Source organism: Pseudomonas sp. AAC (assembly GCF_000725445.1).
GTDB lineage: Bacteria > Pseudomonadota > Gammaproteobacteria > Pseudomonadales > Pseudomonadaceae > Pseudomonas > Pseudomonas citronellolis.
Genome location: NZ_KL647094.1, coordinates 986,134 through 999,841, shown reverse-complemented (window position 1 = coordinate 999,841; position 13,708 = coordinate 986,134). Strand labels below are relative to the sequence as shown.

The following is a 13,708-nucleotide window of genomic DNA, read 5'->3' as shown; positions in this document are numbered from 1 at the left end:
GGAACGGTAGATGTAGCGGTACTTTGGGGCTATAGCTCAGCTGGGAGAGCGCTTGCATGGCATGCAAGAGGTCGACGGTTCGATCCCGTCTAGCTCCACCAAATTACCAGTAGGTTTCGCCGCTTCGGGGCGGAGCCGAAAATCGAAGGTTTGCGTCCCCTTCGTCTAGTGGCCTAGGACACCGCCCTTTCACGGCGGTAACAGGGGTTCGAGTCCCCTAGGGGACGCCACTTATTCCAGCGACGATGCGGTCGCGTCGTCCGCCAGAGTCATCTGGGGCTATAGCTCAGCTGGGAGAGCGCTTGCATGGCATGCAAGAGGTCGACGGTTCGATCCCGTCTAGCTCCACCAAATTACCAGTAGGTTTCGCCACTTCGGGGCGGAGCCGAAAATCGAAGGTTTGCGTCCCCTTCGTCTAGTGGCCTAGGACACCGCCCTTTCACGGCGGTAACAGGGGTTCGAGTCCCCTAGGGGACGCCACTTATTCCAGCGACGATGCGTTCGCGTCGTCCGCCAGAGTCATCTGGGGCTATAGCTCAGCTGGGAGAGCGCTTGCATGGCATGCAAGAGGTCGACGGTTCGATCCCGTCTAGCTCCACCAAATCGCCAGAGTCCGCCAGGCGCGGATTTTCTCGAAGGATACGTCCCCTTCGTCTAGTGGCCTAGGACACCGCCCTTTCACGGCGGTAACAGGGGTTCGAGTCCCCTAGGGGACGCCAATTTTCCCGCTCTGCGGGGCCTATAGGGCCACTCAATTTTCGAGTGGCCTTTTGTTTTTTCCCCTTTCGAAAATCTTCTCGCCCGACCAGCGGTCGCCATCGTCGCTTGCCGATTTTTATTATGAGCATAATATTTCACTCATAATATTTTTGGAGTGCGTCATGAGCCCGAAGACCGGCAGCAACGAAAAAGGCCTGGGCGAGAAGAAGGCCCAGACCCGTGAACGCATTCTTTGCGCGGCCGCCGATGCCCTGGTCCGCCGCGGCCCGCTGGAGCCGAGCGTGGCCGAGGTGATGGGCGCCGCCGGGCTGACCGTCGGCGGCTTCTACGCGCATTTCCAGAGCAAGGATGCGCTGATGCTGGAAGCCTTCCGCCACCTGCTGTCTTCGCGCCGGGCCAAGCTCAAGCACTTCGACCCGGACATGCCGTTCAGCGAGCGCCGGCAACTGGTCGCGGCCTTCTACCTGTCGCGCAAGCACCGCGACAGCGAGGAGCCGGGTTGCCCCATCCCCAGTTCCCTGGGCGACATGGCGCAACTGCCGGAGAGCTTCCACGAAGCCCTGGCCGAACACCTCGAACTCATGGTCGCCGAGCTGGCCGAGCGTCCCGAGGACGCCGACACCGTGCTCGCCGACATCGCCCTGATGGTGGGCGGACTGGCATTGGCGCGGGCCCTGGGCCCGAGCGACCTGTCCGACCGTGTCCTGCGTGCCGCCAAGAAAGCGGTGGATTGAGACCTCGAAGGAGGGCCTGGCAATGAGCAGCTTGACCTGGATCCGTGGCGTCAACGCCACCCTGGGGCGTGTGGCGCCGGAATGGGCGGCGCGGCGCATGCGTGAAATCTTCATGACCCCTCGGGCACTGCAGCCGCGCGACTGGGAGTTGCCGCTGCTGGCCAGTTCCGAGCGCATCACCCTGCGCTTTGGTCTCTCCGCGCTGCGCTGGGGCGAGGGGCCGGCGGTGCTGCTGATGCACGGTTGGGAAGGGCGGCCGACGCAGTTCGCCCACCTGATCCGCGAACTGGTCGGCGCCGGCTACGCCGTGGTGGCGCTGGATGGCCCGGCCCATGGCCGTTCGCCGGGGCGCGAGGCCCATCCGCTGCTGTTCGCCCGTGCCTTGCTGGAAGCGGCCAGCGAGTTGCCGCCGCTGCGCGCGGTGATCGGCCATTCTATGGGCGGCGCCAGCGCCCTGCTGGCGACGCAGATGGGGCTGCGCACCGAGGCGCTGGTCAGCATTGCCGCGCCGAGCCGGGTCATCTCCGTGCTGCGTCGCTTCGCCGGCTTCATGGGACTGCCGGCCGAGGCGAGGCACCGCTTCATCCGTCAGGTCGAGGCCTACACCGGCATGCCGGCGGCGCAACTGGACGTCAGCCGCTACACGCTGAATATGCCCGGGCTGGTGGTGCACGCCGAGGATGACCCGCAAGTGCCCGTGGCGGATGCGCAGGACATCCATGCGGCCTGGCCGCGCAGCCGCCTGTTGCGCCTGGAAGGCGGCGGCCACCAGCGCGTGCTGGCCGATCCGCGCCTGAGCGACGCCGTGCTGGCGCTGCTGGAAGGCCAGGAAGAGCGGTATCTGCTGCCCATGGCGCTGGCCTCCTGACGACAGGGGAGGGGCGGGACGCCGCCGAGCCCTGTAAACTGCCGGCTTCGATCATGCGGCCGGGTCCTCCGGACCCGGCCCCGGACTGGAGCAAGCGCATGGCCTGGGACCTGCCCGACCCCTTCGTCATCGACATCAGCGTGAACGCCGAGGACATCGACGGCCTCGGCCACGCCAACAACGCCGTCTACGTGAGCTGGCTGGAGCGCTGCGCCTGGCGCCATTCGCAGCGCCTGGGCCTGGACCTGGCCGAATACCGCCGGCTCGACCGCGCCATGGCGGTGGTGCGCCACGAAATCGACTACCTCGCTGCCGCCTACGAGGGCGAGGAACTGCAGATGGCCACCTGGATCGTCGAGTCCGATCAGAAGCTGCGCATGGACCGTCGCTTCCAGCTGGTGCGCCCGGCCGACGGCGTGACCCTGCTGCGCGCCCGCACCACCTTCGTCTGCATCGAACTGTCCAGCGGCCGGCCCAAGCGCATGCCGGTGGAGTTCATCGAAGGCTACGGCCGCGCGCTGCTTGGCGCCGCGCCGGCCTGACGGCACTTTGCGCGGGCGGCGAGTCCCCCTAGAATTCGCCGCCTTCGACAGTAAAGGTTCCCCGCCGTGCAAATTGCCCTGGCCCCGATGGAGGGGCTGGTCGACGAAATCCTCCGCGACGTACTGACCCGCGTCGGCGGCATCGACTGGTGCGTCACCGAGTTCATCCGCGTCACCGATCGCCTGCATCCGCTGGCCACCTACGAGAAGCTGGCGCCGGAGCTGCTGCACGGCAGCCGCACCCGCGCCGGCACGCCGATGCGCGTGCAGTTCCTCGGTTCCGACCCGCAGTGCCTGGCGGAAAACGCCGCCTACGCCTGCGAGCTGGGCGCCCCGGTGATCGACCTGAACTTCGGCTGCCCGGCGAAGACGGTGAACAAGTCCCGCGGCGGGGCCGTGCTGCTCAAGGAGCCGGAGCTGATGTTCGCCATCGTCGAAGCCGTGCGCCGCGCGGTGCCGGCGCAGATCCCGGTGACCTCGAAGATGCGCCTGGGCTACGAGTCCCCGGATGGCGCGCTGGACTGCGCCCGCGCCCTGGCCGACGGCGGTTCCGCCCACGTGGTGGTCCACGCGCGGACCAAGACCGACGGCTACAAGCCGCCGGCGCACTGGGAGTGGGTGGCGAAGGTGGCGGACGCGGTGAAGGTGCCGGTATTCGCCAACGGCGAGGTCTGGACCCTCGACGACTACCTGCGCTGCCGCGCCATCAGCGGCGTCGACGACATCATGCTGGGCCGCGGTCTGGTCTCGCGCCCCGACCTGGCCCGGCAGATAGCCGCCTGGCGCGAGGGCCGGGAAGTGCGGCCGATGCCCTGGCACGAAGTGCGCGTGCTGCTCGACGACTTCTGGCGCCAGGCCCGGCGCAAGCTGGCGCCGCGCTACGCGCCGGGGCGCCTGAAGCAGTGGCTGGGCATGCTCACCCGCAGCTACCCCGAGGCGGTAGAGCTGTTCGCGCAGATCCGCCGCGAGAGCGACTGCGAGCTGATCGACCGGCTGCTGCAGGTCGAGGTGGAAGAAGCCGCGTAGGGAGGGTTGCGCCGGTGCTCTTCGTAGGAGCGGGCCCTGCCCGCGATTTCGCGCGCAGGGCGCGCTCCTACATGGAATGGTGCGGGTGGGGCGGCGTAGGAGCGGATCCTATCCGCGAATCGTGCCGGTGGTTCCGGCTATCGCGGACAAGGTTCGCTACGCCGCCCCGCCCACGTCATTCCCATGTAGGTGCGGGGGGGGAAATGCGGTGCCTCACGGAGCGTGTAGGGGCACGGAATCGAGCGAGCAGGCCTGCGGCCCCCTCACCCCAGCCCTCTCCCGGAGGGAGAGGGGGCCGTTCGGAGTACGTTGGTGTTTCAGCGTTAGCCGGCTAGCACAGGGACCGCCGGCTGAAACCAGGGCTTCTCTCGGCACGGACTGACTCTCTCCCAGGGGGAGTGGGAGTGTTCGGAGTGCATTGGTGTTTCTGCATTGGCCGGCTAGCACAGGGATCGCCGGCTGAAACCAGGCCTCCTCTCGGCACGGACTAGCCCCCTCTCCCTCCGGGAGAGGGCTGGGGTGAGGGGAAAGCCCGAGCGCCGATGTCATCCCCCCCTGTAGGAGCGCGCCCTGCGCGCGAATCGCGGGCAGGGCCCGCTTACAGTTCGCCGTGAGGCATGACGTTTACCCGCCCTACCGCCCGCCACTGACATCGACGAATGTCCCGGTGCTGTAGCTCGACTCCTCCCCGGCCAGGAACAGGATCGCCCGCGCCACTTCCTCCGGTTCCCCGCCACGGCCCAGCGGAATGGCGCTCTTCAGCCGCTCCACGCGCCCTGGCTCGCCGCCGCTGGCGTGGATTTCCGTGTCGATCAGCCCCGGTCGCACGGCGTTCACGCGGATGCCCTCGGCGGCGACTTCCTTGGCCAGGCCGATGGTCATGCTGTCGATGGCGCCCTTGGCCGCGGCGTAGTCGATGTACTCGTTGGGCGAACCCAGGCGCGAGGCCATGGACGACACATTGACGATGCTGCCGCCCGCGCCGCCATGGGATTTCGCCATGCGCCGCACCGCCTCGCGGGCGCAGAGGAAGCTGCCGGTGACGTTGACCGCGAACACCCGCTGCAGGCGCGCCGCGTCCATGTCTTCCAGGCGCATCTGGCGCTCCAGCATGCCGGCGTTGTTCACCAGCACGTCGAGGCGGCCGAAGGCCCGGTCCAGTTCCCGGAACAGCTTCACCACTTCCTCTTCGCAGGCGACGTCCGCGGCGAAGGCCTCGGCCTGGCCACCGGCGTCGCGGATGCGCCGTACCAGCCCGTCGGCCGCTTCGCGCTGGCGGTGGTAGTTGATGGCGACGGCATAGCCGCGTTCGGCGGCGAGCAGCGCGGTGGCGGCCCCTATGCCGCGGCTGGCGCCGGTGATCAGCATGACTTTGCGCATGTGGCTGTTCCTTCGACGAGTGGGCTTGAAAGGCTGCGAGGCGACCCTATCTGTATCCGTGCGGGAGGCTGAAACCGGGTCCCGCCTCTGGAGTCCTGCAGACAGGCTCCACCAATGACCTTGCTGATTATTCAGGAGATTCGCCATGAGCAACGTACTTTCTCTTGCCCCGCTGTTCCGCCAGTCGATCGGCTTCGATCGTTTCAACGACCTCTTCGAATCGGCGTTGCGCAGCGAGAACGGCAGTTCCTACCCGCCCTACAACGTCGAGAAGCACGGTGACGACCAGTACCGCATCGTCGTCGCCGCCGCCGGCCTGCAGGAAGAAGACCTGGAGCTGCAAGTGGAGCGCGATGTGCTGACCGTTAGCGGCGGCAAGCGCGAGAAAGCTGCCAGCGACGTCACCTACCTGCACCAGGGCATCGCCCAGCGCGCCTTCAAGCTGTCCTTCCGCCTCGCCGACCACATCGAGGTCCGCGGCGCATCGCTGAAGAACGGCCTGCTGAGCATCGAACTGGTGCGCATCGTTCCGGAAGAGGCCAAGCCCAAGCGGATCGCCATCAACGGCCAGCGCCCGGCGCTGGAGGGTTGATGACCCAGCCATGAAAAAGGCGCCGAAAGGCGCCTTTTTCTTTTCCGCCGGTTCAGACCACGCAGGCCATGGGCGCCACCGCCTGGGCGTCGAGCAGGGCCATGAAGGCCCGCGCGGCGTTGGACAGGGTGCGCTCGGTGTGCAGGATGTAGCCCAACTGGCGGCTGAGCTGGATGTCCTGCAGCGGCAGGCGCACGACGGTCTCGTCGAGCATGGTGCGCGGCAGCACGCTCCAGGCCAGGCCGATGGAGACCATCATCTTGATCGTCTCCATATAGTTGGTGCTCATGCCGATGTTCGGCGTCAGCCCCTCGGCCTCGAACATGCGCCGCACGATGTGGTGGGTGAAGGTGTTGCCGCCGGGGAACACCGCCGGGTGCCGCGCCACGTCGGCGAGGAACACCGGGCCCTGCATGGCCAGCGGGTGCTCGGGGGCGGCGACGAAGTCCAGCGGGTCGTCCCACACCGGCACCGCGCGCACCGGCTCGGCGGTTTCCGGGGCCAGGGTGATCACCGCCAGCTCGGCGCGACCGTGGAGAATCTCCTCGTAAGCCACTTCCGAATCGAGGAACTGGATGTCCAGCGCCACCTGCGGGTGCGCCCGGGTGAAGGCGCGCAGCAGCGGCGGCAGGCGGTGCAGACCGATGTGGTGGCTGGTGGCGAGTACCAGGCGGCCGCTGACCTCGCCGCTGAGGTTGGTCAGCGCGCGGCGTGTGTCGTCCAGCACGTTGAGGATCTGGTAGGCGCGCGGCAGCAGGGCGCGGCCGGCCTCGGTCAGGCTCACTTCGCGGCCGACGCGGTCGAACAGGCGCACGCCGAGCTGGCTTTCCAGGGCGGCGATGCGCTTGCTCACCGCCGGCTGGGTCAGGTGCAGGCGCTCGCCGGCTTCGGAAAAGCTGCCGGACTCGGCGATGGCGAGGAAGGTGTTGAGGCTGGTCAGGTCCATTTTTTGGAGCTCCAAGCGGCAAGCCGCAAGCTTCAAGAAAAAAGCTGCGGCGTTCGCTTGCAGCTTGTGGCTTGAAGCTTATAGCTGGTGGATTCCATTTGGGAATCCTTTGAATAAAAAATATGAATTTGAGTTATTCGTCGACAGACCATAGCATCATCCCCACAAGCCCAAGGGGCATAGAAATACGCTGATGAGGAATCTCTGATGGCCGGCAAGACGCTCTACGACAAACTCTGGGAACTGCACGAGGTGAAGCGCCGCGATGATGGCTCGTCGCTGATCTACATCGACCGCCACATCCTCCACGAAGTGACCTCGCCGCAAGCCTTCGAAGGCCTGCGCCTGGCCGGCCGCAAGCCGTGGCGCATCGACGCCAACATCGCCACCCCGGACCACAACGTGCCGACCACCCGCGCCGAACGCCAGGGCGGCCTCGAAGCCATCGCCGACGAAGTCTCGCGCATCCAGGTCAAGACCCTGGACGAGAACTGCGACGACTTCGGCATCCTCGAATTCAAGATGAACGACGTGCGCCAGGGCATCGTCCACGTGGTCGGCCCGGAGCAGGGCGCGACCCTGCCGGGCATGACCGTGGTCTGCGGCGACTCGCACACCTCCACCCACGGCGCCTTCGGCGCGCTGGCCCACGGCATCGGCACCTCCGAGGTCGAGCACGTGCTCGCCACCCAGTGCCTGGTGGCCAAGAAGATGAAGAACATGCAGGTGCGCGTGGAGGGCAAGCTGCCCTTCGGCGTGACCGCCAAGGACATCGTTCTCGCGGTGATCGGCAAGATCGGCACCGCCGGCGGCAACGGCCATGCCCTGGAGTTCGCCGGCAGCGCCATCCGCGACCTGTCCATGGAAGGCCGCATGACCATCTGCAACATGTCCATCGAGGCCGGTGCCCGCGTGGGCATGGTGGCGGTGGACGAGAAGACCATCGAGTACGTCAAGGGCCGTCCGTTCGCCCCGCAGGGCGCCGACTGGGCCAAGGCCGTGGAAGCCTGGAGCGACCTGGTTTCCGATGAAGACGCCCACTTCGACACCATCGTCGAGCTGCGCGCCGAGGACATCAAGCCGCAGGTCAGCTGGGGCACCTCGCCGGAAATGGTCCTGGCCGTCGACCAGAACGTGCCGGACCCGGCCGTCGAGGCCGACCCGGTCAAGCGCGACTCCATCGTCCGCGCCCTCAAGTACATGGGCCTGAACGCCAACCAGGCGATCACCGACATCCAGCTGGACCGCGTGTTCATCGGCTCCTGCACCAACTCGCGGATCGAAGACCTGCGCGCCGCCGCCGCCGTGGCCAAGGGCCGCAAGGTCGCCTCCAGCGTCAAGCAGGCGCTGGTGGTGCCGGGCTCGGGCCTGGTCAAGGCGCAGGCCGAGCGGGAAGGGCTGGACAAGATTTTCATCGAGGCCGGCTTCGAGTGGCGTGAACCGGGCTGCTCCATGTGCCTGGCGATGAACCCGGACCGCCTGGAGAGCGGCGAGCACTGCGCGTCCACCTCCAACCGCAACTTCGAGGGCCGCCAGGGTGCCGGTGGCCGCACCCACCTGGTGAGCCCGGCCATGGCCGCCGCCGCCGCGGTGACCGGCCGCTTCATCGACGTCCGTGAACTGATGCAGGCCTGAGGAGACCGAACATGAAAGCCTTTACCCAGCACACCGGTCTCGTCGCGCCGCTCGACCGCGCCAACGTCGACACCGACCAGATCATTCCCAAGCAATTCCTCAAGTCGATCAAGCGCACCGGCTTCGGCCCCAACCTGTTCGACGAGTGGCGCTACCTGGACGTCGGCCAGCCGAACCAGGACAACTCCAAGCGCCCGATCAACCAGGACTTCGTGCTGAACTTCCCGCGCTACCAGGGCGCCAGCGTGCTCCTGGCCCGCGAGAACTTCGGCTGCGGCTCCTCCCGCGAGCACGCTCCGTGGGCGCTGGACGAGTACGGCTTCCGCACAGTGATCGCGCCGAGCTTCGCCGACATCTTCTTCAACAACAGCTTCAAGAACGGCCTGCTGCCGATCATCCTGAAGGACGAGGAAGTCGACGAACTCTTCCAGCAGTGCGAGGCCACCGAGGGCTACCAACTGACCGTCGACCTCGCCGCGCAGACCGTGACCCGCCCGGACGGCAAGCAGTACCGCTTCGAAGTGGACGCCTTCCGCAAGCACTGCCTGCTCAACGGCCTGGACGACATCGGCCTGACGCTGCAGGACGCGGATGCCATCCGCGACTTCGAGGCCGGCTACAGGCAGCGCCAGCCCTGGTTGTTCCGCGACGCCTGAATAGCGTCGCACTACCCTGCGAGGAGAACGTCATGACCCAGAGTCGCCACGAAGCCGTGGTCGAGCGCCAGTTCGGCGCCCAGGCCAACGCTTACCTGAACAGCGCCGTGCATGCCCAGGGCGAGGAATTCGCCCAACTGCGCGAGCGACTGTCGGGCAGCAGCGGCGCCCGCGTGCTGGACCTGGGTTGCGGGGCGGGGCACGTCAGCTTCCATGTCGCGCCGCTGGCCGGCGAAGTGGTGGCCTACGACCTCTCCGAGCAGATGCTCGCCGTGGTGGCCTCGGCCGCCGCCGAGCGTGGCCTGGGCAACATCCGCACCCGTCAGGGCGTGGCCGAGCGCCTGCCGTTCGAGGATGGCGAGTTCGACTTCGTCTTCAGCCGCTACTCGGCGCACCACTGGCGCGACGTCGGCCAGGCCCTGCGCGAAGTGCGCCGGGTGCTCAAGCCGGGCGGCGTGGCCTGCTTCATCGACGTGGCGGCCCCCGGGCTGCCGCTGCTGGACACCCACCTGCAAGCGGTGGAAGTGCTGCGCGACACCAGCCACGTGCGTGACTATTCACCGTCCGAGTGGGCGCGCCTGGTCGGCGAGGCGGGCCTGGCTGTCACCGCGTGCAGCCGCCAACGCTTGCGCCTGGAATTCACCTCCTGGGTCGAGCGCATGCGCACACCGGAGGTGATGCGCCAGGCCATCCGCGCCCTGCAGCTTTCCGTGGGCATTGAGGTGCGCGAGTATTTCGAGATCGACGCCGAGGGTTCCTTCAGCACCGACGTGCTGGTGCTCTGGGCGAACAAGTAACGGCTGCAAGCGACGAGCTGCAGGCGACAACAAGCGCCTGCAGCCTTTTACCTATTCCGAAGGAAGAAAGTGATGAGCAAACAGATTCTGGTTCTCCCCGGCGACGGTATCGGCCCGGAAATCATGGCCGAGGCGGTCAAGGTCCTGCAGCTGGCCAACGACAGGTTCCAGCTGGGCTTCGAGCTGACCGAGGACGTCATCGGCGGCGCCGCCATCGACAAGCACGGCGTGCCGCTGGCCGACGAGACCCTGGAGCGCGCGCGCAAGGCCGACGCCGTGCTGCTGGGCGCCGTGGGTGGGCCAAAATGGGACAAGATCGAGCGCGACATCCGCCCCGAGCGCGGCCTGCTGAAGATCCGTTCGCAACTGGGCCTGTTCGCCAACCTGCGCCCGGCCATCCTCTACCCGCAACTGGCCGACGCCTCCAGCCTGAAGCCGGAAATCGTCGCCGGCCTGGACATCCTCATCGTCCGCGAGCTGACCGGCGGTATCTACTTCGGCGCCCCGCGCGGCACCCGCGAGCTGGAGAACGGCGAGCGCCAGTCCTACGACACCCTGCCGTACAGCGAGAGCGAGATCCGCCGCATCGCCCGCGTCGGCTTCGACATGGCCCGCGTGCGCGGCAACAAGCTGTGTTCGGTGGACAAGGCCAACGTCCTGGCCTCCAGCCAGCTGTGGCGCGAGATCGTCGAGGAAGTGGCCAAGGACTACCCGGACGTCGAGCTGAGCCACATGTACGTCGACAACGCCGCCATGCAGTTGGTGCGCGCGCCCAAGCAGTTCGACGTGATGGTCACCGACAACATGTTCGGCGACATCCTGTCGGATGAGGCTTCCATGCTCACCGGTTCCATCGGCATGCTGCCTTCAGCGTCCCTGGACGCCAACAACAAGGGCATGTACGAGCCGTGCCACGGTTCGGCGCCGGACATCGCAGGCAAAGGCATCGCCAACCCGCTGGCGACCATCCTCTCGGTGTCCATGATGCTGCGCTACAGCTTCAACCAGGGCGCCGCGGCGGACGCCATCGAGAAGGCGGTGAGCCAGGTCCTCGACCAGGGCCTGCGCACCGGCGACATCTGGTCCGAAGGCTGCAAGAAGGTCGGAACCCGCGAAATGGGCGATGCGGTAGTCGCCGCGCTGCGGAATCTGTAATCTCTCCGGTTCGCCCGCCCCTGGGCACCCGCACAGAACGGGCAGGGGCGGCGGTCCACTACTTATTCGAAGGTGTAGTAGCGATGAAGCGTGTAGGTCTGATCGGTTGGCGTGGCATGGTGGGTTCGGTGCTCATGCAGCGGATGCTGGAAGAGCGGGACTTCGACCTGATCGAGCCGGTGTTCTTCACCACCTCCAACGTCGGTGGCGAAGGTCCGTCCATCGGCAAGGACATCGCCACCCTCAAGGACGCCTACAGCATCGAGGAACTCAAGACCCTCGACGTCATCCTGACCTGCCAGGGCGGCGACTACACCAACGAAGTCTTCCCCAAGCTGCGTGAAGCCGGCTGGCAGGGCTACTGGATCGACGCCGCCTCCAGCCTGCGCATGCAGGACGACGCGGTGATCGTCCTCGACCCGGTGAACCGTCGCGTTATCGACCAGTCGCTGGACGCCGGCGCCAAGAACTACATCGGCGGCAACTGCACCGTCAGCCTGATGCTGATGGCCCTGGGCGGCCTGTTCGAAGCCGGCCTGGTGGAGTGGATGAGCGCCATGACCTACCAGGCCGCCTCCGGCGCCGGCGCGCAGAACATGCGCGAGCTGATCAAGCAGATGGGCGCGATCAACGCCGCGGTGGCCGACGACCTGGCCAACCCGGCTAGCGCCATCCTCGACATCGACCGCAAGGTCGCCGAGGCCATCCGCAGCGAAGCCCTGCCCACCGAGCACTTCGGCGCGCCCCTGGCCGGCAGCCTGATCCCCTGGATCGACAAGGAACTGCCCAACGGCCAGAGCCGCGAGGAGTGGAAGGGCCAGGCCGAGACCAACAAGATCCTCGGCCGCTTCAAGAACCCGATCCCGGTGGACGGCATCTGCGTGCGCATCGGCGCCATGCGCTGCCACAGCCAGGCGCTGACCATCAAGCTGAACAAGGACGTGCCGCTGACCGACATCGAAGGCCTGATCAGCCAGCACAACCCCTGGGTCAAGCTGATCCCCAACCAGCGCGAAGCCAGCATGCGCGAGCTGACCCCCGCCGCCGTCACCGGCACCCTGAGCGTTCCGGTCGGCCGCCTGCGCAAGCTCAACATGGGCTCGCAGTACCTCGGCGCCTTCACCGTCGGCGACCAGCTGCTGTGGGGCGCGGCCGAGCCGCTGCGGCGCATGCTGCGCATCCTGCTGGAGCGCTGATCGCAGCCTCCCCGAAGACGCCGGCCCTGTGCCGGCGTCTTGCTTTGTACAGGCGGAAAAAGTCGATCACTCGACAGAACGGCGAAGTCGCCAGCGCCGGCGTCGTTTTCTGTGACGGAGCGCGGGCTGGCGTCCGGCGCCCTGTGATTATCCTCGCTGCCCGGCCCGTTCGGGCCGGCCGGTGGGTTGGGGCCGCCGGGGGAGTCATCGACAGCAGGGGATGGAGATGTTCCGCTTCGCGCACGTATTTCTGGCCGCCGCCGTCGCGGCCGCTTTCCTGCCGGCACGCGCCAGCGCGCTGGAACTGGGGGATATCGCTTCGCAGGCCGCGCTGGGCCAGACGCTGGACGCGCGGATCGAACTGCGCGGCATGGGCGATCTCGGCGCCGATGACCTCAAGGTCAGCCTGGTGCCGCAGCAGGAGGCCGAGCGGCTGGGCATGGAGCCCAACTACGTCTTCCTTTCCGGCTTGCGCTTCACTCCGGAGGTCGGGCGCAACGGCCGCGGGGTGATCCGCGTGCAATCCAGCGGCCCGGTGCGCGAGCCCTACGTCAATTTCGTCCTGCAGGTGGCCTGGCCGCAAGGGCGGGCCATGCGCGAATACACCCTGCTGCTCGACCCGCCGAACTACCAGGCCGTCGCCCAGGCGCCCAGCGCACCGGTCGTTTCCGCCGCGCCGTCGGCGGCCATCGCGGCGCCGGTGAAGGCGCCGGGCGTCGCCGCGTCGGCGTCCTCGGGCAGCCACCGCATCGCCGCCGGCGACACCCTGTGGGCCATCGCCTCCCGCCACCGCCCGGCCGGGGATGCCTCGGTGATGCAGACCATGCGGGCGATCCAGGCGCTGAACCCGCAGGCCTTCATCGACGGCAACGCCAACCTGCCGCGGGTCGGCGCCGTGCTGCGCCTGCCCGACGCCAACCAGGTCCGTGCCCAGGGGCATGCCGAGGCGGTGAGCCACTTCCAGGCCCAGGAAGCCCGCTGGCGCGAGCGCCCCCGCGCACTGGACGCCACCCGCAAGGCGGCGCCCGGCGCCGCGCCTGCCGTGGCGGAGGTGCGCGACCAACTGCGCCTGCAGTCCGGGCAGGCCTCGAAGCAACCCCAGGCGAAGGCCGCCGCGGAACGCCTGGCGCTGCTGCAGGAAGACCTGGACAGCGCGCGCCGCCAGGGCGAGGAGCTGACCAGCCGGATCGGCGACCTGCAGAGCCAGTTGGACAAGCTGAACAAGCTCATCGAACTCAAGGATGCGCAGATCGCCACCCTGGTGGCGCGCCTGGCGGCGCAGTCGCGGCAACAGGCCGCGGGTGCTCCGGCTGAGCCGCCGGTCGCCGTGGCGGGCAGCCCAACGCCGCAGGCGGCGCCGGCCGCCGCGCAGGAAGTCGCCCGATAGGGGGAAGGCGAACGGCGATCGACGGGCACGGGCACGATTGCCTGGGCAGGGAAGGGGGCAGTAAAGTGCTGCGT

The 13,708-nt window shown here is 67.6% G+C and carries 13 protein-coding genes and 6 tRNA genes; 17 read left to right on the top strand and 2 right to left on the bottom strand.

All coding sequences use genetic code 11. The annotated features are described in order from the left end of the window. Positions 1-25: 25 nt before the first annotated feature. The 10 genes from FG99_RS04185 to FG99_RS04140 all read left to right on the top strand — a co-directional run bounded on the left by FG99_RS04185 (position 26) and on the right by FG99_RS04140 (position 3,890). A tRNA-Ala gene (locus FG99_RS04185) sits at positions 26-101 on the top strand. Between the two features lie 53 nt (positions 102-154). After that, positions 155-230, top strand: a tRNA-Glu gene (locus FG99_RS04180). 45 nt (positions 231-275) lie between these two features. After that, positions 276-351: transfer RNA gene (locus FG99_RS04175), tRNA-Ala, on the top strand. A gap of 53 nt (positions 352-404) precedes the next feature. Then, positions 405-480: transfer RNA gene (locus FG99_RS04170), tRNA-Glu, on the top strand. Positions 481-525: 45 nt separating this feature from the next. Beyond that, positions 526-601 (top strand) — tRNA-Ala (locus FG99_RS04165). Between the two features lie 42 nt (positions 602-643). After that, a tRNA-Glu gene (locus FG99_RS04160) sits at positions 644-719 on the top strand. Positions 720-914: 195 nt separating this feature from the next. Next, the gene (locus FG99_RS04155) at positions 915-1,454 is read left to right on the top strand and encodes a TetR/AcrR family transcriptional regulator (RefSeq protein ID WP_043267950.1); all 540 of its coding nucleotides are present in this window, start codon (positions 915-917) and stop codon (positions 1,452-1,454) included. A gap of 22 nt (positions 1,455-1,476) precedes the next feature. Next, on the top strand, positions 1,477-2,322 hold the full coding sequence (locus tag FG99_RS04150; RefSeq protein ID WP_043267494.1) for an alpha/beta fold hydrolase: 846 nt from the start codon (positions 1,477-1,479) through the stop codon (positions 2,320-2,322). Between the two features lie 98 nt (positions 2,323-2,420). Further along, a complete protein-coding gene (locus tag FG99_RS04145) occupies positions 2,421-2,864 on the top strand; it encodes an acyl-CoA thioesterase (RefSeq protein ID WP_043267492.1) in 444 nt (147 codons plus the stop codon). 66 nt (positions 2,865-2,930) lie between these two features. Then, positions 2,931-3,890, top strand: a complete 960-nt coding sequence (locus FG99_RS04140; protein ID WP_043267489.1) for a tRNA dihydrouridine synthase — start codon at positions 2,931-2,933, stop codon at positions 3,888-3,890. A gap of 633 nt (positions 3,891-4,523) precedes the next feature. Here the strand turns inward: FG99_RS04140 and FG99_RS04135 are convergent. Next, the gene (locus FG99_RS04135) at positions 4,524-5,270 is read right to left on the bottom strand and encodes an SDR family oxidoreductase (RefSeq protein ID WP_043267487.1); all 747 of its coding nucleotides are present in this window, start codon (positions 5,268-5,270) and stop codon (positions 4,524-4,526) included. A 145-nt stretch (positions 5,271-5,415) separates the two neighbouring features. Between FG99_RS04135 and FG99_RS04130 the strand changes: the two genes are divergently transcribed. After that, positions 5,416-5,862 carry an Hsp20 family protein gene (locus tag FG99_RS04130; protein ID WP_009621040.1) on the top strand — a complete coding sequence of 149 codons (447 nt, stop codon included), beginning with the start codon at positions 5,416-5,418 and terminating at the stop codon, positions 5,860-5,862. A gap of 52 nt (positions 5,863-5,914) precedes the next feature. Here FG99_RS04130 and FG99_RS04125 read toward each other — a convergent pair whose 3' ends face one another. Further along, complete coding sequence (locus FG99_RS04125; RefSeq protein ID WP_043267485.1) at positions 5,915-6,808, bottom strand: LysR family transcriptional regulator; 894 nt, start codon at positions 6,806-6,808, stop codon at positions 5,915-5,917. Positions 6,809-7,015: 207 nt separating this feature from the next. Here FG99_RS04125 and leuC point away from each other — a divergent pair, with 207 nt between their 5' ends. The 6 genes from leuC (at position 7,016) to FG99_RS04095 (ending at position 13,634) form a co-directional block, all read left to right on the top strand. After that, entirely contained in the window at positions 7,016-8,443 is a 1,428-nt protein-coding gene (leuC, locus tag FG99_RS04120; protein ID WP_009621042.1) for a 3-isopropylmalate dehydratase large subunit, read from the top strand. Positions 8,444-8,454: 11 nt separating this feature from the next. Beyond that, positions 8,455-9,099 (top strand): 3-isopropylmalate dehydratase small subunit, encoded by a 645-nt coding sequence (gene leuD / locus FG99_RS04115; protein WP_043267483.1) that lies wholly within the window; start codon positions 8,455-8,457, stop codon positions 9,097-9,099. 32 nt (positions 9,100-9,131) lie between these two features. Continuing rightward, the gene (locus tag FG99_RS04110; protein WP_043267481.1) at positions 9,132-9,896 is read left to right on the top strand and encodes a class I SAM-dependent methyltransferase; all 765 of its coding nucleotides are present in this window, start codon (positions 9,132-9,134) and stop codon (positions 9,894-9,896) included. A 72-nt stretch (positions 9,897-9,968) separates the two neighbouring features. Beyond that, positions 9,969-11,051: a 3-isopropylmalate dehydrogenase gene (gene leuB, locus FG99_RS04105; RefSeq protein WP_043267479.1), complete on the top strand. Its 1,083-nt coding sequence runs from the start codon at positions 9,969-9,971 to the stop codon at positions 11,049-11,051. A gap of 83 nt (positions 11,052-11,134) precedes the next feature. Beyond that, positions 11,135-12,247, top strand: a complete 1,113-nt coding sequence (gene asd, locus FG99_RS04100) for an aspartate-semialdehyde dehydrogenase (protein ID WP_009621046.1) — start codon at positions 11,135-11,137, stop codon at positions 12,245-12,247. A 226-nt stretch (positions 12,248-12,473) separates the two neighbouring features. Then, positions 12,474-13,634 (top strand): type IV pilus assembly protein FimV, encoded by a 1,161-nt coding sequence (locus FG99_RS04095; RefSeq protein WP_043267948.1) that lies wholly within the window; start codon positions 12,474-12,476, stop codon positions 13,632-13,634. Positions 13,635-13,708 lie beyond the last annotated feature (74 nt).

What these genes read in the sequence shown, in the direction of transcription:
- FG99_RS04150 (WP_043267494.1), top strand. Translation starts at nt 1,477, where the DNA reads ATGAGCAGCTTGACCTGGATCCGTGGCGTCAACGCCACCCTGGGGCGT.
- FG99_RS04145 (WP_043267492.1), top strand. Translation starts at nt 2,421, where the DNA reads ATGGCCTGGGACCTGCCCGACCCCTTCGTCATCGACATCAGCGTGAAC.
- FG99_RS04135 (WP_043267487.1), bottom strand. Translation starts at nt 5,270, where the DNA reads ATGCGCAAAGTCATGCTGATCACCGGCGCCAGCCGCGGCATAGGGGCC.
- FG99_RS04130 (WP_009621040.1), top strand. Translation starts at nt 5,416, where the DNA reads ATGAGCAACGTACTTTCTCTTGCCCCGCTGTTCCGCCAGTCGATCGGC.
- FG99_RS04125 (WP_043267485.1), bottom strand. Translation starts at nt 6,808, where the DNA reads ATGGACCTGACCAGCCTCAACACCTTCCTCGCCATCGCCGAGTCCGGC.
- leuC (WP_009621042.1), top strand. Translation starts at nt 7,016, where the DNA reads ATGGCCGGCAAGACGCTCTACGACAAACTCTGGGAACTGCACGAGGTG.
- leuD (WP_043267483.1), top strand. Translation starts at nt 8,455, where the DNA reads ATGAAAGCCTTTACCCAGCACACCGGTCTCGTCGCGCCGCTCGACCGC.
- FG99_RS04110 (WP_043267481.1), top strand. Translation starts at nt 9,132, where the DNA reads ATGACCCAGAGTCGCCACGAAGCCGTGGTCGAGCGCCAGTTCGGCGCC.
- leuB (WP_043267479.1), top strand. Translation starts at nt 9,969, where the DNA reads ATGAGCAAACAGATTCTGGTTCTCCCCGGCGACGGTATCGGCCCGGAA.
- asd (WP_009621046.1), top strand. Translation starts at nt 11,135, where the DNA reads ATGAAGCGTGTAGGTCTGATCGGTTGGCGTGGCATGGTGGGTTCGGTG.
- FG99_RS04095 (WP_043267948.1), top strand. Translation starts at nt 12,474, where the DNA reads ATGTTCCGCTTCGCGCACGTATTTCTGGCCGCCGCCGTCGCGGCCGCT.